Genomic DNA, 25,530 nt, shown 5'->3' on the forward strand with positions numbered 1-25,530 from the left:
GCCAGGGGGGACGGCGCGGGCCGGGGAGTCCGGGGGGAGCGACGCGCGCCGAAGCCGTGCGACGAGGCGGCGCGGAGCGTGTCCGGGGGGACCCGCTCCGCGCCTCGCCTCCCCGTCCGACACCACCCCCGCACCGGATCGCGCACCGCCTCGCCCCGGCTACCCCATGGCACTCCAGAACGGGCAGCACACCTCCGGCAGTCGCGCCAAGTAGCCCGGGGATCCCGGCACTTCGCCCCAGCTGCCGGCCGGCCGCTCCGACTGTTCCGGCCGCCCTGACTGCTCCGACCACTCCGGCTGTTCCGGCCGCTCCGACCGGGCCACTCCCGGCGAGACCGCCGTCAGCCGCACCTCGCCCAGCTCGCCGAACTCCAGCGCGAGCCGGTAGCCGTCCGGCGTGATTGCCGCGAGGCCGGGCCGCTCGCATCCGGCGTTCACCGAGGTCACGGTCCAGCCGCGCCGGCGCCACTGCGTCTCGACCATGGCCGGCAGCGCCGCCCGACGGGCCGCCGAGACGATGGTGACGATGTCCCGGCTCCGGCCGACGTACCAGTGCACGGCCGCGTCGTCCGGACCCGACCCCGGCAGCGGCAGTCGCGCACCGGCCCGGGCGGCCCCGTGCCGCCAGGTGAGCGGCGGCCGGACGGCGTCCAACGAGTCCTGTAACAGGCTCTCGCAGCGCACGGCGGCCGCCGCCTGGTCCACCGGCGCGGTACGCGCGGACGGGACGGCCGGCGGCGCGGACGCCGGCAGCGTTCCGGCGGGAGTCTCGACGTTCACTTCGGCACCACCTGGCTGCACCGGGGCCTCCGTCTTCTCCCGGCGTTCAACCCGGGAAGGGATTCCGTTCCTCTGCACTCCCTGGACGGCCCGCCGCGCCGTGCCAGTTCCGCCGCCGACGTACCGGGCGCACGTTCTGCCGCTCCCGTACACATCGGCCGGACCCCTTCACTCAACCACCTCGGCCGAGCTCGGCCGCCCGGACCACGTCGGCCGCCCCTGCCGCGACGCAGGGCCGACATGCATACACTGCACCGAGTAGTGTAATCAGCCCGAAGGAGAGACCGCCCGATGACCCCAGGGACCTCAGGAACCCCGGCACCCTCCGGGGCAGCCGCACCGGCCACGGGTTCGCGCCGGATGCCGGAGAAGCGGCAGGCCATCGCCCGCGCGGCGAGCACGGTCTTCGGCCGCGAGGGCTACACCCGCGCCAGCGTGGACGCGATCGCCGCCGAGGCGGGGGTGTCCAAGCGGACCATCTACAACCACTTCGGGGACAAGGAGAAGCTGTTCCTCTCCGTCGCCCTGGAGACCGCCGGCGAGCTGACCGAGGTCATCGCCGCCCTGGCCGACCGCCACCTGCACAAGATCGTCGACCTGGAGGCCGACCTCACCGCGTTCGCCCTCGACCGCGCCCGGGCGGTCCTCACCGCGGGCGACCACTCCGCGCTCGGCCGCACGATCCGCGCCGAGGCCGGCAACATCCCGCCCGAGGTCCTCGGCGCCTGGCTGGATGCGGGCCCGCTCGCCTCCCAGCGCGACCTCGCCGCGCACTTCGGCCGCCTCGCCGACCAGGGGCTGCTGCACGTCGAGGACGCGACGCTGGCCGCGACCCAGTTCACCCTGCTGACGTTCAGCGGGGCCGCCGACGCCAGCTTCTTCGGCGCGATCCCGCTCCCCGACGCCGACCTGGAGGCGGGCGTCACCGCCGGCATCCGGGCCTTCCTGCGCCTGTACGGCTGACGCCACCCCGCCTCCGCCACGGAGAGGGCCGACCCCGGAACGAACGGGGTCGGCCCTCTCCGCACACCGGCCCTCGCCCCGCACACACCCCGGCCGCGCACGCACCCCGGCCGCACATCCGGCCGGGCCGCACACCGGCCCTCGCCACACACCCGGCCTCGCACGGCTCTTACCCAGCCCGACATTGCACTGCACGGTGTAGTTGAATCAATGCCCTGCACCGTGTAGTTTACTTTCTTGTCAGCACCTCACCCCCCTCGGAAGGGACCACCCGCCATGCCCACCATCACCGTCGACGCCGCCCGCATCCCCTACCGCGTCGTGGGCGACGGCCCCGAGACCGTGATCCTCGTCCACGGCACCGGCCCCGGCTCCGGCATGTGGGACAACCTGCTGGACGCCTTCACCGACCGCTACACCCTGCTGCTCCCCGACCTGTCGGGCAGCGAGGCCGCCGAGGACGACGGCGCCGAACTGACCATCGACGCCCTCGCCGCCCAGGTCAACGCCGTCATCGAGCACGCCGGGCGCGGCCCCGTCCACGTGGTCGGCTTTTCGCTGGGCGCCGTCATCGCCACCGCCGCGGCGGCCCGCCGCCCCGACCAGGTGCGCCGCCTGGTCGCCGCCTCGGGCTGGATCAACTCGGACGACGAGTACCTGCGCAACATGATGACCGTCTGGCTCTCCCTCGCCGGCGACCCGGCCGCCTTCGGCCGCTACGCCACCCTCACCGCCTTCAGCCGCGGGTTCCTCAACCGGATCGGCCGCGAGGGCGTCGAGGCCGCCGCCGCCTTCATGCAGCCGACCCCCGGCACCCTGCGGCACATCGCCCTCGACCTCGACCTCGACATCACCACCCTGCTCCCCCACGTCCAGGCTCCGACCCTGGTCATCGGCTGCACCCAGGACGCCACCATCCCGGTGGAGAACGCGCGCCGCCTGCACGCGGCCATCGCCGGCAGCGAGTACGCCGAGTTCGACACCGGCCACGTCGTGCTCGCCGAGCAGCCCGAGGCGTTCACCCGGACCGTCCGCGACTTCCTCGCCGCCGCCTGAGCCCCGCCGCCCGAGCCCTGCATCCAGGGACCCACGCCGCCCGGAATCCCCGCCGCCCGAGCCCCGGCAGGCAGGGACCCCCGCCACCCGGGCGGCGATGTGACCTGCGTCACATTCGCCGCCCCCGTCGTCACACTTCGGGCCTCCGATCCGCTCATAGGGTGTCGCCGCCGCACGCCACCCCTCGCAGACAGGAGGCAGCAGATGAAACTCACCATCCTCGCCGCCACCGGCGGTATCGGACGGCAGCTCCTCGCCCAGGCCCTCGCGGCGGGCCACGACGTCACCGCCGTGGTCCGCAACCCGGCCGGGCTGTCCGACACCACCGGCCGCGCACCCGCCGCACAGACCGCCCGGGCTGCCCAGACCGCCCGGGCTGCCCAGACCGCCCGGGTCGTCCAGGGCGTCCGGGTCGTCCAGGGCGTCCGGGTCGTCCAGGCCGATCTGGCCGCCGCCGAGCCGGCCGCCCTGCGCACCGCGATCGCCGACGCGGACGCCGTGCTCTCCGCCCTCGGCCCGCGCTCCGGCGCCGAGGCCGGGGTCGCCTGGCGCGGCACCCGGTCCGTGGCCGCCGCCATGCGCGAGGTCGGCGTCCAGCGCCTGATCGTGGTCAGCGCGGCCCCGATCGGCACCGTCCCCTCGCCCGCCCGCCCGGAGCCGCCCCGGCACGACCCGGGGGACGGCTTCTTCATGCGCCACCTCGGCGCACCGCTCACCCGGGCCGCGCTCCGCCGCCACTACGCCGACCTGGCGCAGATGGAGGACGTGGTCCGCGCGAGCGGGCTCGACTGGACGATCGTCCGCCCGCCCCGCCTCACCGACAAGCCGCTCACCCGCGACTACCGGACGGCGTACGGGCGCAACGTGCGCCGCGGCCTCTCGGTCGCCCGCGCCGACGTCGCCCACTGCATGCTCGGCCTGCTGGACCGCCCCGAGTCGGTCCACCGGACCGTCGGCGTCGCCAACTGACCCCCGGACGACCATGACAGACCTATCGTCAGACATCGGACAGGGGCCGGCCCGCCGCGACCCGGCGGAGCCCGACGACGGATTGCGACGGCACACGATGAACCACGACGACTCCCTGGCCCGGCAGTTCGAGCAGCAGCGCCCCCGGCTGAGGTCGGTCGCCTACCGGATGCTCGGCTCCCTGAGCGAGGCCGAGGACGCCGTCCAGGAGACCTGGTTCCGGCTCAGCCGCGCCGACGCCTCCCGGGTCGACAACCTGGCCGGCTGGCTGACCACCGTCGTCGGCCGGGTCTGCCTCGACCAGCTCCGCTCCCGCGCCGCCCGGCGCGAGGAGCCGCTGGAAACCCACGTGCCCGACCCGGTGATCGGCCGGGCCGACGAGGCCGACCCCGAACAGGCGGCGCTGCTGGCCGACTCGGTGGGCCTGGCCATGATGGTCGTCCTCGACACCCTGCCGCCGGCCGAGCGGCTCGCCTTCGTCCTGCACGACATGTTCGCCGTCCCCTTCGACGACCTCGCCCCGATCGTCGACCGCACCCCCGCCGCCACCCGGCAGCTGGCCAGCCGAGCCCGCCGCCGGGTCCGCGGGGCGGCCACCCCGGAGACCGACCTCACACGCCAGCGCGTCGTTCTGGACGCCTTCCTCGCCGCCTCCCGCACCGGCGACTTCGAGGCCCTGGTCACCCTGCTCGACCCGGACGTCACCCTCCGCGCGGACGTCGGCGCCACCCGCTTCGGCGCCCTGCCCCTCCTCGTCCACGGCGCCGCCGCCGTCGCCCAGCAGGCGCTGCTCTTCCGCGGCCTGGCCCCGCTCGCACGCCCGGCCCTGGTCAACGGCACCCTCGGCCTGGTCACGGCCCCCGACGGCCGACTGTTCTCCGTCCTCGCACTCACCGTCGTCGACGGCCGGATCACCGAGATCAACCTCCTCGCCGACCCCGACCGGCTCCGCACCCTCCCCGTCCCGCCGCTCTGACCGGTCGTACCGCCCCGCCGCCCCCGTACGCCCGAGCACACCCCGCCCCGGCCGGCAAGGCCTGCGCCAAAACGTCCGATTACCGATCCCCCCGGGAACACGAACTGACCGTCCGTCAGTTCACGGAGCGAAGAGGGCGACGGGCCCCGGCCGTGGACGGCGGACGACCCCGCGCCCCACCGACTGACGAATGACCAGGAGACATCCGTGCGCATACTCTTCACCGGCCCGGCCGCGGCCGGCCACCTCTTCCCGATGATCCCGACCGCGCAGGCCCTGCGCAGCGCCGGGCACGACGTGCTGTTCGCCGGTTCGAGGCCGCTGGAGCCGCTCCGGGCCGCCGGTTTCCCGATCACCGAGATCGGCGACGGCCGCACCGTCCGGGAGGCGTTCGAGCAGCACACCGGGGAGAAGGTCCAGTACGTCGCGGCCGACAAGACCCAGGACGAGATCCTCGACATGGCGGCCAGGGGCTTCGCCATCGCCTCCCGCTCCACCGTCGACGGCCTGCTCGCCGTCGCCGGCGACTGGGGTGCCGACCTGCTGGTCTTCGACTCCTTCCAGGCCTCCGCCCCGCTGGTCGCGGCCAAGCTCAAGATCCCCTCGGCGATCCAGAACTTCGGCGTCACCTCGGGCCACGGCATGGCCGCGCGGATCGCCGCGAACTTCACCGACGTCTACGAGGCCCACGGCCTGTCCGGCCCCGCCGCGGCCACCGCCCTGAACGTCGTCCCCGCCTCGCTCGGCGGCGACCCGGACGGTCTGCGGATGCGCTACATCCCCTACAACGGCGGCGGTCTCGTCCCCGCCGGCCTGCTCAGCCGCGGCGACCGCCCGCGCGTCGCCGTGACCCTGGGCACCGTCCTCACCGAGCTGGACGGCGTCCGCGCGATCGTCCGCCTCATCGAGGCCGCCGCCGCGGTGGACGCCGAGTTCCTGCTCGCCGTCGGCGACGCCGACCTCTCCCCGCTCGGCACCCTCCCCGCCAACGTCCGCGCGCTGCCCTGGGTCCCGCTCGCCGAACTGCTCACCACCTCCGACGCGTTGATCCACCACGGCGGCTCCGGCACCATGCTCACCGCCCTCCAGGCCGGCATCCCCCAGCTCCTGCTCCCGCAGGGCGCCGACCACTTCGCCAACGCCGACGCCCTCACCGCCACCGGCGCGGCCCTGCGCTCCGCCTCCGACGACGTCGACACCCCGCTCCTCACCCGCCTCCTCACCGACCCGGCCCTCCGCACGGCCGCCACCGCCCTCCAGGCCGAGAACGCCGCCCTCCCGTCCCCGGCCGCCCTCGTCCCCGCCCTCGAAGCCCTCGCCGCCGCCCACTGACCCACCCCGGCACCCCGGCACTCCGACATCCCTGCACCCCGGAGGCCAACGGACCCCGCCCGGCGAAAGCCGGACGGGGTCCCGTCCTTGCCGAACCCCACCACGCCGACCACGCGCCCTCCGGCGTCGCACCTGACGAGACGCACGTCACATCCGCTCCATGTCACAACCCGCCGGGCTGTCCTGTCTTAAGGGCGAGAGCGGACAACGACAAGGAGTGCACGATGGAAGCCCGTCTGAACGTCTTCACCAACCCGGTCACCGCCAAGTTCGGCAAGCACCTCGTCGCGGCGGGCAAGGTCCTCGCGGACTCGACGCTGCCGTTCGCGACGCAGGAACTGGTCAAGCTGCGCGCCAGCCAGATCAACGGCTGCGGCTTCTGCGTCGACATGCACACCAAGGACGCCGCGCACGCCGGAGAGACCGCGACGCGCCTCAACCTGGTCGCCGCCTGGCGGGAGGCCACGGTGTTCACCGACGCCGAGCGCGCCGCCCTCGAACTCGCGGAGGAGGGCACCCGCATCGCCGACGCGGCCGGCGGAGTCCCGGACGAGGTCTGGGCGAACGCCGCCAAGTACTACGACGAGGACCAGCTCGCGGCCCTGGTGTGCGGCATCGCCCTCATCAACGCCTTCAACCGCGCGAACGTCATGATCCAGCAGCCCGCCGGCGACTACCAGCCCGGGCAGTTCTCCTGAGCCACGCCCGGGCCGCCTCCGCGGCCCGGGGCCGGTTCGCCGCCCGCCCCTTCCACACCTGACCTCGAACGGCAGGCCCCGGGTTGCCGACCCGGGGCCTGCCGCCGTTGCGGCCCACCACCGTGCCGAGGCCCGGGAAACTTTCCGGGCGGGGCCCGAATCCTTCGGCACGGTCCGCGCCTCTTATACCCGTGCCGACAAACGTCGGGACAGGACCTGGAGGTTGTCGTGATCCTCGGTGTCGGTATCGCCGTCGCACTGGTGCTGCTCTGCACCTGCATGCTCGTCGTGAAGCGCAAGCGGGGCGGGCGTGGCTGACTCGGCCTGGCCCGGCGAGCAGTTGGTCGTCGCCGCACAGCGCGGTGACGTCGATTCGATCGCCGCGCTGGTGTCGGGCGCACACCCGAACGTGCAGCGGTTCGCCCGCTCCCTCTGCGCCACCCCGGAGGACGCCGAGGACGCGGCGCAGGAAGCCCTGATCATCCTGTACCGCAAGATCGGGATGCTGCGGGCCTCCGGCGCACTGGCGTCGTGGATGTTCCGCATCGTCCGCAACGAGTGCCTGCGGCGCGCACGGACGGCGATGCGGGACCTCCCACCGCTGCAGGACACCGCCGTGGCCTCGGCCGAGGAGGAGGCCCTGCAACGGCTCGATGCCGGCAGGGTGGCGGCGGCGATCGCCGCCCTGCCCGTCGACCAGCGCCGCGTGCTGATCATGCGAGACGTCCAGGGCTTCAGCGGACGGACGGTGGCCGATGCGCTGGGTCTCACCACGGCGGCGATGAAGTCGCGTCTGCACCGAGCACGCGCGGCGGTCCAACTCACGCTGCGTTCCACACCCGGCCGATCTTCTGGAGGGAACCATGACGGGAACGAAGCCTGACGGTCCCGACTTCGCGAGCGCTTCGCTGCCCCGGCACCTGACGCGCGGCGCGGTGGGGTTCGGCGCACTGGTCGGCTCCGTCGCACTCATACCGGTCGTCGGCCCGGTCGGCCTGCTGCTCCTGCCGGTCGGCCTGCTCGCGCTGCGCGGGTGTCCGATGTGCTGGGCGATCGGGCTGGCGCAGACCGTTTCGAGGGGCCGGCTGCAGCGCTCCTGCGAGAACGGCCAGTGCAGTCTGGTCGTCGCCGGCCACGACAAGCACGCCGCCAAAACGGTCACCGCCCCCACGGGCCTTCACGTGGCCACGCAGGTGGACCTGCTCACGGGCGCCGGAGCGGACCGCCCGCAGGCCGCCGCCGCCAGCCGCCGCTGAGCGGGCACCCGGCGGGCGGAATCCACCGCTCGGACGCCCCAACGGCGCCCCTCCGGCACCGATCCGGCCCGGCGGAGCGGATCGGCCCGGACAACACGAAAGCCCCAGGTCATCGACCTGGGGCTTTCCTTCGGAGCGGGCGACGAGAATCGAACTCGCGCTCTAAGCTTGGGAAGCTCATGTTCTACCATTAAACTACGCCCGCCTGACGAGCCGTCAGAGACCGCTCGATCCGTCATCACTGTACCCCATCCGTGAGGCCTGTTGCACAGGTGACGGGGGGCCGTGGCGGAGCCGTGCGGGGGCGGGGTGGGGGCGTACTGTTTGGGCCGCGTGAGAGAGCTCCGGCGGGCGGGTTTCGGGGCGGCGAGCCGCGATGTGGAATGTCCGGAAGTTCCCCTAATGTGACGCTGTCCCGGGGGGCCTGGCCGTTCGGGGCGCGATGAGTACGGGTGAGTACTGCGGTAAGGATGGGAAGGGGATCGATGGAGCAGCGCGCCGTCGTTCGTTGTGCCGAGGGGCACCTGTTCAGCACCACCACGTTCCCGATGCAGAACCTCGGGCCCGGCCGGCTGGGGCCCGGCCGGTTGATCCGCTGTCCGCAGTGTGGACGGCTGCGGAGCTCGGTGCTGGCCGACGTACGGGAGCTGTCCGAGCCGCAACTGGCCCGGGCGATGCGGCTGGAGGCCGCGGAGTTCCTGGCCTGACCGGGGCGGAACCCGCGTAGCGGCGGGACGGGAGTGACAGCTGCGGCCCCGGGCGATTCGTCCGGGGCCGCGTCGTGCACGTAACCTCGAAGCGTGCTGCTCTCTGACAAGGACATCCGGACCGAAATCGACAAGGGCCGGGTCGTGATCGACCCGTTCGACCCTGCGATGATCCAGCCCTCCAGTATCGATGTGCGACTGGACCGCTTCTTCCGGGTCTTCGAGAACCACCGTTACCCGCACATCGACCCCTCCGAGGAGCAGCCGGACCTGACCCGGCTGGTCGAGCCGGAGGGCGACGACGCGTTCATCCTGCACCCGGGCGAGTTCGTGCTGGCGTCGACCTACGAGGTCATCACGCTGCCCGACGACGTCGCCTCGCGGCTGGAGGGCAAGTCCAGCCTGGGCCGGCTCGGCCTGCTGACGCACTCCACGGCCGGCTTCATCGACCCCGGCTTCAGCGGCCACGTGACGCTGGAGCTGTCGAACGTCGCGACGCTGCCGATCAAGCTGTACCCGGGGATGAAGATCGGGCAGCTGTGCCTGTTCCGGCTCTCCTCGCCGTCCGAGCACCCGTACGGCTCGGAGCGGTACGGCTCGCGCTACCAGGGCCAGCGCGGCCCGACGCCCTCCCGCTCGTTCATGAACTTCCACCGCACGAAGGTCTGAGAAGGAGCGCGGCAGAAGGACTGGCAGGACGAGGACGGACCCAGAGGGCACGCACGGCGGGCGGCCACCCCAAGAAACAGGGGGTGGCCGCCCGCGGCGTTCACGAGGCTGCTCAGGCGCGCTTGGGGCGGGTGACGGCGACCAGCTCGCCGCCGTCCTCGGAGAGGCGCAGTTCGGTGCGGAGCTCGGCCAGCTCGCCGAGGTGGTGCAGGTGGGTGCCGCCGCAGAAGATCTGCGCGGGGCCCTCGGGCAGCTCGCAGTGCCACTGGCGGCGGGCGGTCAGCTCGGGGCCGGGGACGTCGATGCGCACGGCGGCGTCGGCGGCGACCCAGGCGGCCAGCTGCCGGTTGACGGCCTCGGTGAGGGCGGGCAGCGCGTCGGCGAGGGCCGGGAAGTCCTCGGTGGCGTCGGTGGTGAAGCCCTTCTTCCGGAGCGACTTGCCGAGCCGGTAGGTGTCGGTGCTCGCCTCGGTGTCCATCACCGAGGTGTCCATCGCGAGGCTGTCGAAGTCGGGGTTGCCGAAGGCGTCGGCGCGACCCGGGTCCTTGCGCCAGCGCGGGGCGAGGGCGGCGTTCAGGGCGAGGGCGAGCAGGTGGCAGCCGCTGTGCGAGGCGCAGAGGGCGGCGCGGCGCTCGGTGTCGACGGCGAGCGACGCGACCTTGCCGGCCAGGTCGCCCGGGTCGCCGTCGACCACGTGCAGGACCAGCCAGGACCACTCCTCGTCGCCGCGGCGGACCGGGATGTCGGCGCCGACCAGCGGTGCGCCGCCGTCCGGGCCGACCGCGCCGGTCAGGCAGTCGACGACGGCCAGCTCGGTGCCGTCGACGGTGAGGGTGCCGAGGTCGGCCGGCTGATCGGGCCAGGTGTGGTCGAGCGGGTGGAACGGGGTCGCCTCGGTGACGACCGCGTACCGGCCGCCGTCCAGCGGGTGCACCGCGAGCACCGCGGACTCGCCGGTCACCGCCCCGGCCGGGAAGCTGACGTGGGTGGTGGGGAGGGTCATGCCTGGCTCCGAGCGCGTGAGGGTGGTGGAAGCGGAACGGGCCCCGCAGGCGGGGCCCGTCGTCCATTCTCCCCCGTGGCCCCCGACAAACGGCCGGGGCGCCGGATCCGCCCGGGTACCGCGGCCGGATCGGCCGGGCACCGCGTCCGGGTCAGCCCAGGGTCGGCAGCTTGATCAGCACCAGCAGTGCGAGGAGCTGCAGCGCGGCCGCTCCGGCCGCCTTGCCCCAGGGGAGGTCGTGCAGCCGGCGGACCATGGTGGTCAGCAGCACGGCGCAGAGCACCCAGGTCGCCCAGCCGACGACCTGGACCACCATGTTGTCGGACGGCAGGACCAGGGCCAGCAGCAGCCGGGGAGCGTCGGTCATCCAGCCGATCAGCACGGCGAGGCCGACCGTCGACTTCCACGGGCCGTCCCCGCCGAACTGGCGGGCCAGTGCGTACGTCACCCCGCCGAGCACGGCGCCCGCGAGGGTGAAGCAGACCGCGGCGGCGAGGATGGCGGTCAGGGCGACGCCGAAGGTCGACTTGAAGACGTCGTCGCGGGTCAGGCCGATGCCGAGCACGGCCAGCGCGCCGTACAGCAGCGAGACGGTGAGGGCGGGGAGCCAGACCTGGTGGTCGCGGGTGCGGTCGAAGGTCGCGGTCGGGTTCCGGAAGATGCCGACCAGCAGCTCGCGCCAGGCCGGGCGCGGGCCGGAGACGTGCGGGGCGGACTGGCCGCCGGCCCGGTAGACCGCGACGTTGTCCTGGGCGTAGCCCTGCTCCTGGGCGTATCCCGGCTCCTGGCCGTAGCCGTACTGCCCGCCCTGCCCGTCGTAGCCGGCCTGCCCGTCGTAGCCACCCTGGCCGCCGTAGCCGCCCTGGCCGGCGTCCGGGTACGGCTGCCCGTACTCCTGCGGGTACCCCTGCCCCTGGTAGGGGTACGGCTCGCCCCCGTACGGGTCGCCGCCGGTCGGGAACGCCCGGGTGTGGCCGGGCTGGTCGGCGGCGTACGGGTCGTGCCCGCCCGGGCCCCCGTGCCCCTGGCCGCCCCCCGGCGCCCCCCGGTGCGGGGCCGTGAAGTACTCCGGCCCGTCCGTCTGCCCGTACCCCCCGGGCTGCCCGTAGCCCCCGGACGCCCCCGGCGGGGGCGGAGGGGCCGACCACCCACCCCGGGGTTCGGCGCCCTGACCGCTGTCGTATCGATTACCAGCCACGTTCCGAAGGTACCCGTCCGGCTGACTCCGCGTCGGCCGGGCACAGGGCCGGGGCAGGTTTGCAGCGAGCCTGTGACGGCCGGGGCCGGGGGCCCGACAGCGCCCCGGCCCTCCCGTCGTCAGCGCTGCGCGGTCACCTTCGGCGCGTGCACGACGGCCGCGGCCGTGGTCCCGGCCGGGCAGCCGCCCGGGCCGGCCGAGGTGCGGACGGCGCCGACCGGCAGCAGCGTGCCGCAGGCGACCCGGATGCCGCTCGGCAGCTCGTTGTCGGCCTGGACGATCGCGCCGTCGCCGATGACCGCGCCGTCCAGCGCGGTCCGGTCGCCGATGGTGGCGTACGCGCCCACGATCGAGTCCTTGACCAGGCAGTCCGGGCCGATCGAGGCGCCGGGCAGGATCACGCTGCCCTCGACGATCGCTCCGGCCTCGACCACCGCGCCCTCGGAGACGACGCTGCCGCCGCTCAGCACCGCACCCGGGTGGACGGTCGCGCCGGGCAGCAGCAGGGCGTCGCCGGTCGGGCCGGGGACGGCCGGGGAGTCGACCTTGCCGAGCACCAGGTCGGCCGAGCCGCGGACGAAGGCGGCCGGGGTGCCGAGGTCCAGCCAGTACGAGGTGTCCACGACGCCGCGCAGCAGCGCGCCGGTGGCCAGCAGCTCGGGGAAGGTCTCGCGCTCGACCGAGACCTCGCGGCCGGCCGGGATGCGGTCGATCACGGACCGGGTGAAGACGTAGCAGCCGGCGTTGATCTGGTCGGTGACGATCTGCTCGGGCGTCTCCGGCTTCTCCAGGAACTCCAGGACCCGCCCGTTGCCGTCGGTCGGGACGAGGCCGAAGGCGCGCGGGTCCTCGACCCGGGTGAGGTGCAGGGTGACGTCGGCCCCGGCGGCCACGTGGCCGTCGCGCAGGGCCGCGATGTCGACGCCGGACAGGATGTCGCCGTTGAAGACCAGGACCGGCTCGTCGGGGCCGCAGGTGAGCCCGGAGGCGGCGTTGCGGATGGCGCCGCCGGTGCCCAGCGGCTCGCGCTCGGTCAGGTAGACCAGCTCGATGCCGTACGGGGTGCCGTCCTGGAAGTGGTCCTCGAAGACCTCGGCCAGGTAGGACGTGGCCAGCACCACGCGGGTGACCCCGGCGGCGGCCGCGCGGGCCAGCTGGTGCGCGATGAACGGGACGCCTGCCACGGGCAGCATGGGCTTGGGGGTGTGGGTGGTCAGCGGACGCAGTCGCGTGCCCTTACCACCGACCAGCATGATCGCCTCGGTCATGGTCTGCGCTGTTCCCCTTGTGGTCTCTGCGGCCCGGCCCGGCGGGCCGATACCTCCGTCGGTGGTCAGGACACCCGCCCGGTGGGCCGGAACGGGTCGACCGGCACAGGGCCGGTCCGGCGCCTACTGTATTTCCTTCCAACCGGGACGCCTCCCGGCGGTCCGGCGGTTGGCGCCCGGGCCGGACCGCTCCGGCCTGCGGCGCGAGCCGGGAAGCCGGGCGGGACCCGGTCGGACCGGGGCGGCGGGCCCGTTGCCGGGCCCGGCGCGGCGCCCGCTCGCGGGCCCGGCGAAAAGCCCGGCCCGGCGGGCGCTCGTGGCACCCACCGGGCCGGGCAGTTGTGACAGAACTGTCGAACATCAGGACGTGCTCGCGGCCCTCCCGGGACCGTCCGCCGGCCCCGGGCGCCTCAGCGCCCGGTCCCGTCCGTCAGGTCTCAGGCGTCGACCGTCTCCGCCTCCGCCTCGGCCGGCGGGGTCGCCTTGACCGAGTCGAGCAGCAGCTGGGCGACGTCCACCACCTTCAGGTGCTCCTTCGCGGCGCCCTCGTTCTTCTTCCCGTTGACCGAGTCGGAGAGCATCACCAGGCAGAACGGGCAGGCGGTGGAGACGATGTCCGGGTTGAGGGACAGCGCCTCGTCCACGCGCTCGGTGTTGATCCGCTTGCCGATGCGCTCCTCCATCCACATCCGCGCGCCGCCGGCGCCGCAGCAGAAGCCGCGCTCCTTGTGGCGGTGCATCTCCTGCTGGCGCAGACCGGGGACCTTGTCCATGATCTCGCGCGGCGGGCTGTAGACCTTGTTGTGGCGGCCCAGGTAGCAGGGGTCGTGGTACGTGATCAGGCCCTCGACCGGGTTGACCGGGACGAGCTTGCCCTCGTCGATCAGGTGCTGGAGCAGCTGGGTGTGGTGGATGACCTCGAAGTGACCGCCCAGCTGCGGGTACTCGTTGGCGATGGTGTTGAAGCAGTGCGGGCAGGTGGCGACGATCCGCTTCTTCGGAGCGTCCTCCAGCGCCGCGTTCAGGGTCTCGACGTTCTGGGCGCCGAGCATCTGGAACAGGAACTCGTTGCCCAGGCGGCGGGCGGAGTCACCGGTGCAGGACTCCTCCTTGCCGAGGATCGCGAACTGCACGCCGGCGGTGTGCAGCAGCTCCGCGAAGGCCTTGGTGGTCTTCTTGGCGCGGTCCTCCAGGGCGCCGGCGCAGCCGACCCAGTAGAGGTACTCGACCTCGGCGGGGTCGATGTCCTCACCGATCACCGGCACCTCGATGCCGGTCTCCTTCTTCAGCTCCTTGACCCAGTCGAGGCGGGCCTTGGTGGCCATGCCCCACGGGTTGCCCTTGTTCTCCAGGTTCTTGAGCATCGTCCCGGCCTCGGTCGGGAACGAGGACTCGATCATCACCTGGTAGCGGCGCATGTCGACGATGTGGTCGATGTGCTCGATGTCCACCGGGCACTGCTCGACGCAGGCGCCGCAGGTGGTGCAGGACCAGAGGACGTCCGGGTCGATGACGCCGTTCTCCTCGGCGGTGCCGATCAGCGGGCGCTCGGCCTCGGCCAGGGCGGCCGCGGGGACGTCCTTGAGCTGCTCGGAGGTGGCCTTCTCCGTGCCCTCCATGTCCTTGCCGCCGCCGGCCAGCAGGTACGGCGCCTTGCCGAAGGCGTGCTCGCGCAGGCTCATGATCAGCAGCTTGGGCGAGAGCGGCTTGCCGGTGTTCCAGGCGGGGCACTGCGACTGGCAGCGGCCGCACTCGGTGCAGGTGGAGAAGTCGAGGATGCCCTTCCAGGAGAAGTGCTCGACCTGGGAGACGCCGAAGACGGCGTCGTCGGCCGGGTCCTCGAAGTCGATCGGCTGACCACCGCTGGTCATCGGGCGCAGGGCGCCGAGCGCGGTGCCGCCGTCCTCCTCGCGCTTGAAGTAGATGTTGAAGAACGCCAGGAACCGGTGCCAGGCCACACCCATCGACGGGTTGATGCCGATGGTGGTCGCCCACGCGAACGAGATGCAGATCTTCAGCATCGCGAAGAAGTAGATCAGGTTCTCCAGCGTGCCGTGCGACAGGCCGCTGAGCGCGGAGACCAGCGGGTACGAGAACAGGTGCTCGGGCCCGTACGAGTCGACGCCGTTGAGGGCGCCCTCCAGGGAGCGCAGCATCAGGATGCAGAGGCCGATGCCGAGGATCGTGTACTCGACGTAGAAGGCCTGCCAGGCGATCGAGCCGGCGAAGCGCGACTTGCGGCCGGACCGGGACGGCAGGCTGAGCAGCCGGATCACGATCAGGGTGATGATGCCCAGCGTGGTGAGGGTGCCGAGCAGTTCGACGAAGAGCTGCCAGAGCATCCAGTGGCCGATGACCGGCAGCGCGAAGTCGGCGTCGAAGAGCTGGCCGAAGGCGTTGACGATGGTCAGCACCAGGCTGAAGAAGCCGACCGCGACGAACCAGTGCGCGACGCCGACGACGCCCCACTTGTTCATCCGGGTGTGGCCGACGAACTCGACCGCGACGGTCTTCACCCGCTGTGCGGGCTCCCCGAACCTGGTGGGGTCGGACTGGCCGGTCCGCACCACCTTGAAGATGTACAGCGCCGCACGGGCGGCGAGCGCGGTGCCGATCACGAACGTGACCAGCGAGATGACGATCGCTGCTAGTTGCATCGGCTCTCCGTCTCCTGCGGCTTTGCTGGGTTGGCGGTATCTCCGGAGCGAGTGTACTCGTCGGTAACTTCCTGGGCCGACGGCCCGGACATTACCGTTTGTCAACTCTTCTCCAGAAGATGTTCAAGGTATGGCGGCAGTCACGTGAGTGCACACTCACCACGCCCGTCGGCCGGGCCCGTCCGGCCCCCGCCCCCGCCACGCTCCAGCGGATCCGCTCAGCAAAGTTGAGCGGCGCCGACTCATGGCTGTTGACGCTCTCCACCGAGTCGTGCATCCTTGAGCCCGTAAAGCTCAACTCTTCCGTGGAGGTACCAACGATGGCACGCGCGGTCGGCATCGACCTCGGTACGACGAACTCGGTCGTCAGCGTCCTTGAGGGTGGCGAGCCCACCGTCATCACGAACGCCGAGGGTGCGCGGACCACGCCGTCCGTCGTGGCCTTCGCAAAGAACGGCGAGGTCCTCGTCGGTGAGGTGGCCAAGCGCCAGGCCGTCACCAACGTCGACCGGACCATCCGCTCGGTCAAGCGCCACATGGGCACCGGGTGGAAGATCAACCTGGACGGCAAGGACTTCAACCCGCAGCAGATCAGCGCGTTCGTGCTGCAGAAGCTGAAGCGCGACGCCGAGGCCTACCTGGGCGAGACGGTCACCGACGCCGTCATCACCGTCCCGGCGTACTTCTCCGACTCGGAGCGCCAGGCCACCAAGGAGGCCGGTGAGATCGCGGGCCTCAACGTCCTGCGCATCGTCAACGAGCCGACCGCGGCCGCCCTGGCCTACGGCCTGGACAAGGACGACCAGACCATCCTGGTCTTCGACCTCGGCGGCGGCACCTTCGACGTCTCGCTGCTGGAGATCGGCGACGGGGTCGTCGAGGTGAAGGCCACCAACGGTGACAACCACCTCGGTGGTGACGACTGGGACCAGAAGGTCGTCGACCACCTGGTCAAGGTCTTCCAGGCCGGCCACGGCGTCGACCTGTCCAAGGACAAGATGGCCCTCCAGCGTCTGCGCGAGGCCGCCGAGAAGGCCAAGATCGAGCTGTCCTCGTCCTCCGAGACCTCGATCAACCTGCCCTACATCACGGCCTCCGCCGAGGGCCCGCTGCACCTGGACGAGAAGCTCACCCGGGCCCAGTTCCAGCAGCTGACCTCGGACCTGCTGGAGCGCTGCAAGGTCCCGTTCCACAACGTGATCAAGGACGCCGGCATCTCGCTCTCCGAGATCGACCACGTCGTCCTCGTCGGCGGCTCGACCCGCATGCCCGCCGTCGCCGAGCTCGTCCGCGAGCTGACCGGCGGCAAGGACGCCAACAAGGGCGTCAACCCGGACGAGGTCGTCGCCATCGGCGCCGCGCTCCAGGCCGGTGTCCTCAAGGGCGAGGTCAAGGACGTCCTGCTGCTCGACGTCACCCCGCTGTCCCTCGGCATCGAGACCAAGGGCGGCATCATGACCAAGCTGATCGAGCGCAACACCACGATCCCGACCAAGCGCTCCGAGATCTTCACCACGGCCGAGGACAACCAGCCGTCCGTGCAGATCCAGGTCTACCAGGGCGAGCGCGAGATCGCCGCGTACAACAAGAAGCTCGGCATGTTCGAGCTGACCGGTCTCCCGCCGGCCCCCCGCGGCCTGCCCCAGATCGAGGTCACCTTCGACATCGACGCCAACGGCATCATGCACGTCGGCGCGAAGGACCTCGGCACCGGCAAGGAGCAGAAGATGACCGTCACCGGCGGCTCCGCGCTGCCGAAGGACGACATCGAGCGCATGATGCGCGAGGCCGAGCAGTACGCGGAGGAGGACCACAAGCGCCGCGAGTCGGTCGAGACCCGCAACCAGGCCGAGCAGCTCGTCTACTCGACCGAGAAGTTCATCGCCGACAACGCCGACAAGCTCCCGGCCGACGTCAAGACCGAGGTCGAGACCGCCATCGGCGAGCTCAAGGAGGCCCTGAAGGGCGAGGACATCGCGGCCATCCGCGACGCCTCCGAGAAGGTCTCCACCACCGCCCAGAAGCTCGGCCAGGCGCTCTACGCCAACGCCGACGCCGCGGGTGCCGCCCCGGCCGGTGACGCCGCCGGTGCCAAGGACGACGACGTCGTCGACGCCGAGATCGTGGACGACGAGAAGCCCAAGGGCGGTGCGGCATGACGGAGAAGCCGCAGGGTGCTGAGCCCGGCGACGACTCCGCCGCCGAGGAGGCCGTGATCAAGGCTGCCGAGGAGGCCGCCGCGGCCGGTTCGGCCGGCGGGGACGAGCTCGCCGCCGCCAAGCGCGAGGCGGCCGAGCGGACGGCCGACCTCCAGCGTCTCCAGGCCGAGTACCAGAACTACCGCAAGCGGGTCGAGCGCGACCGTCTGACGGTCCGGGAGATCGCCGTCTCCAACATCCTGGAGTCGCTGATCCCGGTCCTGGACGACATCGGCCGGGCCCGCGAGCACGGCGAGGTGACGGGCGGGTTCAAGTCCGTCGCCGAGTCCCTGGAGACGGTCGTGGCCAAGCTGGGCCTCCAGCAGTTCGGCAAGGAGGGCGAGCCCTTCGACCCGACCATGCACGAGGCGCTGATGCACAGCTACTCCTCGGACGTCACCGAGGACACCTGTGTCCAGATCCTCCAGCCCGGCTACCGGATCGGCGAGCGGATCATCCGCCCGGCGATGGTGGCGGTCGCGGAGCCCCAGCCGGGCACCCAGACCACCGCCGCGCCCGACGCCGACAAGGCTTCGGACGCCGACAAGGCCGACGGTGGGTCGGAGAGCTGACAACCCGTGCGCTGCGGAGTCGTACGTCGTCCAGTACGACGGCCGGCTCCGCAGCGCCGTCTCCGTCGACGGCAGGACGCCCCTGCCTGTTGACAGCACATTGACTATGGATCGTGGGAGGTGGCGGCAGCCATGAGCGGGCGGAGCGAGCGAATCGCCGAAAGGTGCGCTTTGCGCGAAGCGGCTGCCGAGCGCCGCGAGGTGGGCGCATGAGCGAGCGCAGCGAGCGAATCGGTGATCGGGGCGTGTTGCGCGAAGCGGCTGCCGAGCGAAGCGAGGTGGGCGCATGAGCGGCAAGGACTACGTGGAGAAGGACTACTACAAGGTCCTCGGCGTGCCCAAGGACGCCTCCGCCACCGAGATCAAGAAGACGTACCGCAAGCTGGCCCGCGAGTTCCACCCCGACGCGAACAAGGGCGACAGCAAGGCGGAGGAGCGCTTCAAGGACATCTCCGAGGCCTACGACGTCCTCTCGGACGAGAAGCGCCGCAAGGAGTACGACGAGGCGCGCACCCTCTTCGCCAACGGCGGCTTCCGCTCCGGCGGCCCCGGCGGCGGCAACTACAGCTTCGACTTCGGTGACCTCTTCAACGGCAGCCAGGGCGGCCCCCCCGGCGGTGGCGGCGGTCTCGGCGACGTCTTCGGCGGCCTCTTCAACCGCGGCGGCCGCCAGCCCCAGCCCCGGCGCGGGGCCGACGTCGAGACCGAGGTGACGCTCTCCTTCGAGGAGGCCGTCGACGGCGCGACCGTCCCGCTCCGGATGACCAGCCAGGCCCCGTGCCGCACCTGCAGCGGCACCGGTGCGAAGGCCGGCACCACCCCCCGGGTCTGCCCGACCTGCGTCGGCGCCGGCACCGTCAGCCGCGGCCAGGGCGCCTTCGCGCTCTCCGAGCCCTGCCGGGACTGCCGCGGCCGGGGCATGATCGTCGACGACCCGTGCACCGACTGCCACGGCAGCGGCCGGGCCAGCTCCGCCCGCACCATGCAGGTCCGGATCCCGGCCGGCGTCCAGGACGCCCAGCGCATCCGGCTCAAGGGCAAGGGCGCCCAGGGCGAGCGCGGCGGCCAGGCCGGCGACCTCTACGTCACCGTGCACGTCGACGCGCACCCCGTCTTCGGGCGCAAGGCCGACAACCTCACGGTGACCGTGCCGGTCACCTTCCCCGAAGCCGCCCTCGGCGGCACCATCGAGGTGCCGACGCTCAACGGCCCCTCGGTGAAGCTCAAGCTGCCCCCGGGCAGCGCCAACGGCCTCACCCTGCGGGCCCGCGGCAAGGGCGCAACCCGCAAGGACGGCACCCGCGGCGACCTCCTGGTCACCGTGGAGGTCCTGGTGCCGCAGCACGTCACCGGCGACGCGCTGACGGCTCTGGAGCAGTACCGCGAGGCCACCGCCTCCGACGACCCGCGAGCCGCCCTGTTCAAGGCGGCGAAGGGAGCGTGACGACCAGATGATCCCCGACAGCAGCCCCCTCGGCCCGATGGGCCCCATCGGCCCCGGGGTCGGCGAGGGTCTCCCCGGCGGCGCCCCGCGCGCCCGCCGCACCGCCCCGCCGCCGCAGTACGTCCTCACCGAGGACACCCCGGTCTACGTGATCTCGGTCGCCGCCGAGCTCTCCGGCCTGCACCCCCAGACCCTGCGCCAGTACGACCGCCTCGGCCTGGTCTGCCCGGACCGCACCGCCGGCCGCGGCCGGCGCTACTCCGCCCGCGACATCCAGCAGCTGCGCGAGGTCCAGCGCCTCTCCCAGGACGAGGGCATCAACCTGGCCGGCATCAAGCGGATCATCGAGCTGGAGAACCAGGTCACCGCCCTCCAGTCCCGCATCGCCGAACTCGCCGACTCCCTCGAAGGCGCCGCCACCACGCTCCAGCAGCGCGAGGCCACCATCCACGCCTCGTACCGCCGCGACCTGGTGCCCTACCAGCCGCCGACCCAGTCCAGTGCCCTGGTCGTCTGGCGCCCGAAGCGCTGACCCGGCCACGACGGCCCCTGCCGCCGGTTCCCTCCTGAACGGGGGGTGCCGGCGGCTGGGTGTTGATGAGAGAGTGCTGCATCAGGGCGACCGCCGGACGATCCGTCCGTCCTTGTGAGCCAGGCGCCGGATCGTGCTCTGCGTTTAAGATCCCTGGGCAGCGGACTTCAGTCGCGTTGACTTGTCCGGTCGACGACAAGGAGCCGAAAGTGAGTGATCGAGAACAGCTGGTGCACAACCACAGTCGCTCACCGATCCTGTCCTCAGACGCCCGCGCGCTCTACCTGAAGGCGTTGAACGAGGACGGCCGGCTCAGCCGGGGCAGCTGCACACCGCACGAGGCCGCCGCCCTCGACGAGTTGATGGAGCTCGGCCTCCTCATATCGGACAGCGACGAGCCGGGTTCGCTGTTCGCCGCCGATCCCGCGAAACTCGCCGCCAGTCTGAGCTCGACTTGGCAGCGCCAGGCGCTCGATCTGCTGGCCCGTGCCGTGGCAATTCCCGGCGACCTGGGCGAGCTGGCGGAAGCGTTCCACAATCCCGACCAAAGCGGCGGCCCCATTGAATACGTTCAGGGCCGGGCACTCATAAATCAACGGGTTCAGCAGGCGATGGCGAGCGGAATGACCGAAGGGCTCGCAATGCAGCCCGGCGGGCCGCGCCCCTCGGAACTGCTGACCTCGTTCATCCAACGCGATCTCGACATAATCCGCCATGGCGCGTCCATGCGGACGATCTACAACGCCAGCACCCGGCACCACCAACCGACCAGGGATTACGTATCCACGCTGGCCAAAGAGGGCTGGCAGTTCAGGACCCTGGACGAGCCTTACACACGGCTCCTGATCGTCGACCGGCGCCTCGCCGTGATTCCGGTGGTGGGCGACCACGTCGCCGCTTTCGTCCACGATTCCGCGGTCATCAACTACCTCGCGGAAGAGGTGTTCGAGCGGAACTGGAGCCGGGCGCTCGACTTCGACGGCGACCGCACCATCCCGCAGCAGGTCGTCTCGCAGCTCAGGCACACGATCATCGACCTGCTGCTGGCCGGCACGAACCACCGGGTCATCGCGCGCCGGCTCGGCATCAGCGAACGCACGCTGGCCCGGCACATCGCGGAAATGCGCGAGGAGCACAACGTCGACTCGCTGTTCCAGCTCGGCTACGTCCTCGGGCAGTCCTCCGGGACGACCGCCTGAGCGCCGACGCCACTGGCGTGCAGAAGTTTCCGGACACGGGAAGAAACGATTCCTCGCCGGCTTGGCCGTGCCGCCCGCGGTCCGCACCCGCGCAGGCCCGAGCCCGGGGAGGTGCCTTCCCCGGACGGCCCCACGGCCGGACCGCCGCCCACACGGGCGGCGCCTCGTTCAAGCAGCACCAACGGCGGACGGTCGCCGCGCGACCTCGACCCGAGTCACCCCGCGAAACCGCCTAGCCCCGCACCTCTTCGGCCGGGCCGGGCAATTCGCGAGCACTCAATGCATCGTCATCTCACCAGTGGAAATCGTCGGCCAGGGCCTGAGTCGTCGACCCGGTTCCCTGACCGGGCACACTCTCGGCACCCGCATAACCCGCGCCGAGAGCGCCGACAGCGAAGATGGAAACGCCGACAACGGCGGACAGTACAGCCTTACGGACAAGTCGGTACATACGAGACACGGACCCATCCCTCCTTCTCAAGCTCCGCGAGCTGGACTTATAGCACTGGCGTCCACATGATGCCGCACGGCACGCTACGGTGTCATCTCCCCTACGGCGCAGGCAGCGTCATCTCTATGCCAGGCATCCAGATGACAGGGCGGAACGCTGGACGGAGCCGTCGGCACTGATAGACGATCAGTTCGCTCCCGATGGTCCGGCGGACGAAGCAGAGTTGCCGCTGTACCGTCAAATATCAGTCTGATGACTTCAGAATCTTTGAAGCAGCAACCAACCGCAGCGCCCACCGGCACCGCATCTTCCCCGGTCGGCCTTCCCCCGGAGTCGACAATGACCGAGCCCTACCTGCGTCACCACGACAGCCAGGCCCCTGAGGGCCGGCGTGCACGAGTCTTCCTGGCCGCGCCGCTGATGCGGTTGACCGGGCCGGCGGACAGTGTGGTGACCCTGGCCAGCCGGACGCGGCTGACGACGCTTCGCACCACGCTCCTGCGCAGCGGCGCCGCCGTGTACAGCGCGCACCACAGCGACGCCTGGACCATCGCCGGCCGGGCCCCCGAGCCGCGCGTCCCCTCCGACTTCCGCGCGCTGCAGTCCGCCGACCTGGTCTTCGCGTACGTCGGCGCGCCGCTCTCCGCCGGGGTCAGCCTGGAGCTCGGCTGGGCCTCGGCCCTGCGGAAGCCGATCGTCCTGCTGGTGGACGAGGCGATCACGCACAACCCGCTGATCGCCACCATCGAGCAGGTCGCCCCCGTGCTGCCGCTCGTCTTCGACGACACCTGGTCGCAGGAGGCCCTCCACCACACCGTGGAGACCGCCCTCGACTGGGCGGGCATGGCGCTCTCGCTGCGCGAGGGCTTCTGGACCGCCCCCGGCGAGCAGTTCACCGTCCCCCGTCAGCAGCCCCCGGCCGTCGGCCGGAGCGGCTACTGGCCGAGCAGCGCCGCCACCGGCTGATCGCGTTTCGCACCACGGCAGTTCACGCATCGGACTCCCCCGTCCGGGCTTCCCGCATCCGCCAGCCCAGCTGGAAGAGCGTCTCCGCGCCGTGACGGCGGCGGAGGCGGGCGATGTGGGCGGCGACACTGCGCTCGCTGAGGTGGAGGCGGGTGGCGATGGTGCGCTGGGTGAGGCCCTGACGGAGCAGGTGCCCGACGCGGGTGGTGGTGGGGTGCGCGGTGGTGGCGGTCACGGGGTGGTCGACCGGGGCGGCCCGGGACCAGTCGCGTTCGAAGAGGGCCACCAGGAACGCGACCGTCGCGGGATTGTGGACGAAGGCCGCCCTGGTCTCGTCGTCGGCAGCGGGGACGACCGCCACCGAGCGGTCGAAGACCAGCATCCGCTGGTACGGCTCGTCCAGCACCCGGACCTCGGCGCCGTGTCCGGCCATGGACCGCACGTGCTCCACCACCACCCGGTCGGCGACGGCCAGCGGCTGGTAGAGGGTGCGCATCGCGCAGCCGCGCTTGAGCAGCGCGACGTCCTGGGGCATCGCCATCCGCAGGGCGGCGGCCGGCCGGGGCCCTGGCTGGGCGGCGAGCAGTTCCTCCGTGCAGTCGGAGAGGAGCTCGGAGATGCGCTGCCGGATCCCGGCGGTGCCCTCGATGTGGACGGCCTCCAGCGGGACCGCCGGGCGGGGCACGGCGTCGTACGCGCGGATCAGGTCGTCCAGAGCGGCCGGGAGGCGTTCGGCGCGGACGAGCAACCGGGTTGCCTCGGTGCGGAGTTCGGCGCCCAGGCGGTCGCTGACCGAGCGCGGGTCGACGGCCGTGTACCCGGCGGCCGTGTACCCGGCGCAGGCTCGGTAGTCGGCGGCGGCCGGGACGAGCAGGCCCTGGTCCAGCAGGCCGGCCAGGGCGGGGCCGTCGGCCGGGGTGAGGGCGGCCGCGGACAGGTGGCCGCCGGCCGCGACGGCGGCCAGGTAGAGGGCCTGTTCGGCGGCGGTGGGCCCGGCGGACGCGGCGACGGCGGTTTCACCGTTCATCGGGGCCGCCCCTCATCAGCCAGCCGAGCTGGAACAGCGTCTGCGCGCCGTACCGGTCGCGCAGGCGGGAGATGTGGGCGGCGACGGTGCGTTCGCTGAGCCCCAGCCGGGTGGCGACCGCGCGCTGGGTGAGGCCGCGGGCGAGGAGCCGGCCGACCCGGTCGGGGGTGTCGCGGGTGGGGCCGTTGGCGTGGGCCGCGGTCCAGTCGGGGGCGTCGGCGCGGGCCCAGTCGCGTTCGAAGGAGTTGACCAGGAAGGCGATCGCGGCCGGGTCGGTGATGAACGCGGCGGTGCTGTGGTCCTCGTTGGTGGAGAGCACCGCGACCGAGCGGTCGAAGACGAACATCCGCTGGAACGGCTCGTCCAGGATGCGGATCAGCGCCCCGTGCCGGGTGACCTCGTCGGCGTAGGCGAGGGCTGCGGGAGCCGAGACGGCCACCGGCTGGTAGACGGTCCGCAGCGAGCAACCGCGTTGCAGGAGCTGGAGGTCCTGCATGAGGGCGATCTTCAGCGCCTCGGCGGGGCGGTGGCCGGGCTGGGCGGTGAGGACCTCGGTGCGGCAGTCGGAGACCAGCTGCGAGATGCGGTGGCGGATGTGGACGTGGCCCTCGATGTAGACGGCGCCGCCGGAGCGCTCGGGCGGCCGGGGCATGGCGTCGTAGGCGCGGGTGAGGGAGTCGAGGGCGCCGGGGAGGTTCTCGGCGCGGACGAGCAGCCGGGTGGCCTCGCTGAGCAGTTCGGCGCCGAGCCGGTCGCTGACCGAGCGCGGGCTGACGGCGGTGTAGCAGGCGTCCATGGGGTTGGGCATCAGCAGGCCGATGTCGACGAGCCGGCCCAGTGCGCCGCGGTCGCCCTCGACGACGTCGGCGGACGGGATGCGGCCGCCCGCGTCGAGGATGGCCAGGTAGAGCCGGCGGGCCTCGTCGTCGGGCTCACCGGACGACCCGGCCATGCCCGGAGCGGCCGTCGGGTCCGCCGTCACCTCGAACACTCCCTGCCGGATGGATCTCGGATACGCCTGTACTTCGCGGTCTGTGCTTCTGGGTCCGCACGCGGGGGCGCGTGCCCCGCAGTCGGTGCTTCGGGTACGCAGGTGCCGCGGCCGCCAGGTGTCCCGCCCGCTTGCCGGTCATGATCCCAGCACCGCGCGCAGCACGCGATCACGGTACTGCGAGCCGGCGGACCCCCGGGTCCCGGGTGCCGTCGCACGCCGGGAGGCCGGGGGCCGCCGGTGCCACGCCAATGTCTAGGCGCTTCCGGCGAGGCGGAGCAGCAACGCCTCGCCGACTCCGGTCCCGGGTGCCATCACCACACATGGCGTCCGGCCGGCGCTCTTCCCCCCGATATGCAGGTACGGACGTGCCGTGAGCATCCAGTTCTGAAGAGCAAGTCACCACCATCGGGCTGCGGTTGCCCGGACGACCTGGCGTGGCTCCACCCTCACAGCGTGACGGCCGGTGAACAAGTGCCGCCCGAGTGCATGTTCTCGCAATTGCAGGAACCTGCATCCGGCGCTCGGAGCGGGTTCCCGCGCGATGCGCCGCCCGTGTGCAAAACCGCTGGTCACGGGGGTCGGCCCGTGGAGTCCGACCGTCCGGTCATTCGGTAC

22 protein-coding genes, 1 tRNA gene and 1 pseudogene are annotated in these 25,530 nt (G+C 72.2%); 16 read left to right on the forward strand and 8 right to left on the reverse strand.

Annotated elements, in window-relative coordinates; genetic code table 11:
• Nucleotides 1-159 precede the first annotated feature (159 nt).
• Entirely contained in the window at nt 160-780 is a 621-nt protein-coding gene (locus tag J5Y04_RS30360) for a hypothetical protein (RefSeq protein ID WP_209415606.1), read from the reverse strand.
• Between the two features lie 360 nt (nt 781-1,140).
• Here J5Y04_RS30360 and J5Y04_RS30365 point away from each other — a divergent pair, with 360 nt between their 5' ends.
• The 8 genes from J5Y04_RS30365 to J5Y04_RS30400 all read left to right on the forward strand — a co-directional run bounded on the left by J5Y04_RS30365 (nt 1,141) and on the right by J5Y04_RS30400 (nt 8,030).
• Complete coding sequence (locus J5Y04_RS30365; protein WP_209415607.1) at nt 1,141-1,743, forward strand: TetR/AcrR family transcriptional regulator; 603 nt, start codon at nt 1,141-1,143, stop codon at nt 1,741-1,743.
• Between the two features lie 276 nt (nt 1,744-2,019).
• Nucleotides 2,020-2,799, forward strand: coding sequence for an alpha/beta fold hydrolase (locus J5Y04_RS30370; RefSeq protein ID WP_209415608.1), 780 nt, complete (start codon nt 2,020-2,022; stop codon nt 2,797-2,799).
• A gap of 204 nt (nt 2,800-3,003) precedes the next feature.
• Nucleotides 3,004-3,768, forward strand: coding sequence for an NAD(P)-dependent oxidoreductase (locus tag J5Y04_RS30375; RefSeq protein WP_209415609.1), 765 nt, complete (start codon nt 3,004-3,006; stop codon nt 3,766-3,768).
• Between the two features lie 97 nt (nt 3,769-3,865).
• A complete protein-coding gene (sigJ, locus tag J5Y04_RS30380) occupies nt 3,866-4,744 on the forward strand; it encodes an RNA polymerase sigma factor SigJ (RefSeq protein WP_209415610.1) in 879 nt (292 codons plus the stop codon).
• Between the two features lie 207 nt (nt 4,745-4,951).
• A complete protein-coding gene (locus J5Y04_RS43695) occupies nt 4,952-6,076 on the forward strand; it encodes a nucleotide disphospho-sugar-binding domain-containing protein (RefSeq protein ID WP_209415611.1) in 1,125 nt (374 codons plus the stop codon).
• Between the two features lie 224 nt (nt 6,077-6,300).
• Nucleotides 6,301-6,774, forward strand: a complete 474-nt coding sequence (locus J5Y04_RS30390; RefSeq protein WP_209415612.1) for a carboxymuconolactone decarboxylase family protein — start codon at nt 6,301-6,303, stop codon at nt 6,772-6,774.
• A gap of 310 nt (nt 6,775-7,084) precedes the next feature.
• A complete protein-coding gene (locus tag J5Y04_RS30395; RefSeq protein WP_209415613.1) occupies nt 7,085-7,657 on the forward strand; it encodes an RNA polymerase sigma factor in 573 nt (190 codons plus the stop codon).
• Nucleotides 7,638-8,030: a hypothetical protein gene (locus tag J5Y04_RS30400; RefSeq protein WP_245205744.1), complete on the forward strand. Its 393-nt coding sequence runs from the start codon at nt 7,638-7,640 to the stop codon at nt 8,028-8,030. The genes J5Y04_RS30395 and J5Y04_RS30400 overlap by 20 nt, the downstream gene beginning before the upstream one ends.
• 134 nt (nt 8,031-8,164) lie before the next feature.
• Here J5Y04_RS30400 and J5Y04_RS30405 read toward each other — a convergent pair.
• Nucleotides 8,165-8,235 (reverse strand) — tRNA-Gly (locus J5Y04_RS30405).
• Nucleotides 8,236-8,500: 265 nt separating this feature from the next.
• On the opposite strand from J5Y04_RS30405, the gene J5Y04_RS30410 reads away from it, so the two are divergent.
• Nucleotides 8,501-8,737, forward strand: a complete 237-nt coding sequence (locus J5Y04_RS30410; protein WP_148643912.1) for a hypothetical protein — start codon at nt 8,501-8,503, stop codon at nt 8,735-8,737.
• A gap of 93 nt (nt 8,738-8,830) precedes the next feature.
• Nucleotides 8,831-9,406, forward strand: a complete 576-nt coding sequence (gene dcd / locus J5Y04_RS30415; protein ID WP_209415614.1) for a dCTP deaminase — start codon at nt 8,831-8,833, stop codon at nt 9,404-9,406.
• Nucleotides 9,407-9,518: 112 nt separating this feature from the next.
• Here dcd and J5Y04_RS30420 read toward each other — a convergent pair whose 3' ends face one another.
• The 4 genes and pseudogenes from J5Y04_RS30420 to J5Y04_RS30435 all read right to left on the reverse strand — a co-directional run bounded on the left by J5Y04_RS30420 (nt 9,519) and on the right by J5Y04_RS30435 (nt 15,532).
• Nucleotides 9,519-10,409: a metal-dependent hydrolase gene (locus J5Y04_RS30420; protein ID WP_209415615.1), complete on the reverse strand. Its 891-nt coding sequence runs from the start codon at nt 10,407-10,409 to the stop codon at nt 9,519-9,521.
• 151 nt (nt 10,410-10,560) lie between these two features.
• Nucleotides 10,561-11,607 (reverse strand): Yip1 family protein, encoded by a 1,047-nt coding sequence (locus tag J5Y04_RS43700; RefSeq protein WP_209415616.1) that lies wholly within the window; start codon nt 11,605-11,607, stop codon nt 10,561-10,563.
• Between the two features lie 194 nt (nt 11,608-11,801).
• Nucleotides 11,802-12,875, reverse strand: a pseudogene (locus tag J5Y04_RS30430) (sugar phosphate nucleotidyltransferase); the annotation flags it as partial.
• Nucleotides 12,876-13,312: 437 nt separating this feature from the next.
• Entirely contained in the window at nt 13,313-15,532 is a 2,220-nt protein-coding gene (locus J5Y04_RS30435) for a (Fe-S)-binding protein (protein ID WP_209415618.1), read from the reverse strand.
• A gap of 320 nt (nt 15,533-15,852) precedes the next feature.
• Between J5Y04_RS30435 and dnaK the strand changes: the two genes are divergently transcribed.
• The 6 genes from dnaK to J5Y04_RS30465 all read left to right on the forward strand — a co-directional run bounded on the left by dnaK (nt 15,853) and on the right by J5Y04_RS30465 (nt 22,894).
• Nucleotides 15,853-17,691, forward strand: coding sequence for a molecular chaperone DnaK (dnaK, locus tag J5Y04_RS30440; RefSeq protein WP_209415619.1), 1,839 nt, complete (start codon nt 15,853-15,855; stop codon nt 17,689-17,691).
• Nucleotides 17,688-18,302: a nucleotide exchange factor GrpE gene (grpE, locus tag J5Y04_RS30445; RefSeq protein WP_209415620.1), complete on the forward strand. Its 615-nt coding sequence runs from the start codon at nt 17,688-17,690 to the stop codon at nt 18,300-18,302. The genes dnaK and grpE overlap by 4 nt, the downstream gene beginning before the upstream one ends.
• Before the next feature lie 286 nt (nt 18,303-18,588).
• Nucleotides 18,589-19,746, forward strand: a complete 1,158-nt coding sequence (gene dnaJ, locus J5Y04_RS30450; RefSeq protein WP_209415621.1) for a molecular chaperone DnaJ — start codon at nt 18,589-18,591, stop codon at nt 19,744-19,746.
• Nucleotides 19,747-19,753: 7 nt separating this feature from the next.
• Complete coding sequence (locus J5Y04_RS30455) at nt 19,754-20,278, forward strand: heat shock protein transcriptional repressor HspR (RefSeq protein WP_241002674.1); 525 nt, start codon at nt 19,754-19,756, stop codon at nt 20,276-20,278.
• 209 nt (nt 20,279-20,487) lie between these two features.
• Nucleotides 20,488-21,477: a helix-turn-helix domain-containing protein gene (locus J5Y04_RS30460; protein ID WP_209415622.1), complete on the forward strand. Its 990-nt coding sequence runs from the start codon at nt 20,488-20,490 to the stop codon at nt 21,475-21,477.
• A gap of 790 nt (nt 21,478-22,267) precedes the next feature.
• On the forward strand, nt 22,268-22,894 hold the full coding sequence (locus J5Y04_RS30465; RefSeq protein WP_148643904.1) for a hypothetical protein: 627 nt from the start codon (nt 22,268-22,270) through the stop codon (nt 22,892-22,894).
• 22 nt (nt 22,895-22,916) lie between these two features.
• Here J5Y04_RS30465 and J5Y04_RS30470 read toward each other — a convergent pair whose 3' ends face one another.
• Nucleotides 22,917-23,921 (reverse strand): LuxR family transcriptional regulator, encoded by a 1,005-nt coding sequence (locus tag J5Y04_RS30470; protein ID WP_209415623.1) that lies wholly within the window; start codon nt 23,919-23,921, stop codon nt 22,917-22,919.
• Nucleotides 23,911-24,903 carry a LuxR family transcriptional regulator gene (locus J5Y04_RS43705; protein ID WP_209415624.1) on the reverse strand — a complete coding sequence of 331 codons (993 nt, stop codon included), beginning with the start codon at nt 24,901-24,903 and terminating at the stop codon, nt 23,911-23,913. Before J5Y04_RS43705 ends, J5Y04_RS30470 begins: the two co-directional genes overlap by 11 nt.
• Nucleotides 24,904-25,530 lie beyond the last annotated feature (627 nt).

This window comes from Kitasatospora sp. RG8 (assembly GCF_017813315.1).
Taxonomy (GTDB): domain Bacteria; phylum Actinomycetota; class Actinomycetes; order Streptomycetales; family Streptomycetaceae; genus Kitasatospora.

What these genes read in the sequence shown, in the direction of transcription:
- J5Y04_RS30375 (WP_209415609.1), top strand. Translation starts at nt 3,004, where the DNA reads ATGAAACTCACCATCCTCGCCGCCACCGGCGGTATCGGACGGCAGCTC.
- J5Y04_RS30455 (WP_241002674.1), top strand. Translation starts at nt 19,754, where the DNA reads ATGATCCCCGACAGCAGCCCCCTCGGCCCGATGGGCCCCATCGGCCCC.
- J5Y04_RS30365 (WP_209415607.1), top strand. Translation starts at nt 1,141, where the DNA reads ATGCCGGAGAAGCGGCAGGCCATCGCCCGCGCGGCGAGCACGGTCTTC.
- J5Y04_RS30470 (WP_209415623.1), bottom strand. Translation starts at nt 23,921, where the DNA reads ATGAACGGTGAAACCGCCGTCGCCGCGTCCGCCGGGCCCACCGCCGCC.
- dnaJ (WP_209415621.1), top strand. Translation starts at nt 18,589, where the DNA reads ATGAGCGGCAAGGACTACGTGGAGAAGGACTACTACAAGGTCCTCGGC.
- J5Y04_RS30390 (WP_209415612.1), top strand. Translation starts at nt 6,301, where the DNA reads ATGGAAGCCCGTCTGAACGTCTTCACCAACCCGGTCACCGCCAAGTTC.
- J5Y04_RS30370 (WP_209415608.1), top strand. Translation starts at nt 2,020, where the DNA reads ATGCCCACCATCACCGTCGACGCCGCCCGCATCCCCTACCGCGTCGTG.
- grpE (WP_209415620.1), top strand. Translation starts at nt 17,688, where the DNA reads ATGACGGAGAAGCCGCAGGGTGCTGAGCCCGGCGACGACTCCGCCGCC.
- J5Y04_RS30465 (WP_148643904.1), top strand. Translation starts at nt 22,268, where the DNA reads ATGACCGAGCCCTACCTGCGTCACCACGACAGCCAGGCCCCTGAGGGC.
- J5Y04_RS30435 (WP_209415618.1), bottom strand. Translation starts at nt 15,532, where the DNA reads ATGCAACTAGCAGCGATCGTCATCTCGCTGGTCACGTTCGTGATCGGC.
- J5Y04_RS30410 (WP_148643912.1), top strand. Translation starts at nt 8,501, where the DNA reads ATGGGAAGGGGATCGATGGAGCAGCGCGCCGTCGTTCGTTGTGCCGAG.
- sigJ (WP_209415610.1), top strand. Translation starts at nt 3,866, where the DNA reads ATGAACCACGACGACTCCCTGGCCCGGCAGTTCGAGCAGCAGCGCCCC.
- J5Y04_RS30420 (WP_209415615.1), bottom strand. Translation starts at nt 10,409, where the DNA reads ATGACCCTCCCCACCACCCACGTCAGCTTCCCGGCCGGGGCGGTGACC.
- J5Y04_RS30400 (WP_245205744.1), top strand. Translation starts at nt 7,638, where the DNA reads ATGACGGGAACGAAGCCTGACGGTCCCGACTTCGCGAGCGCTTCGCTG.
- dnaK (WP_209415619.1), top strand. Translation starts at nt 15,853, where the DNA reads ATGGCACGCGCGGTCGGCATCGACCTCGGTACGACGAACTCGGTCGTC.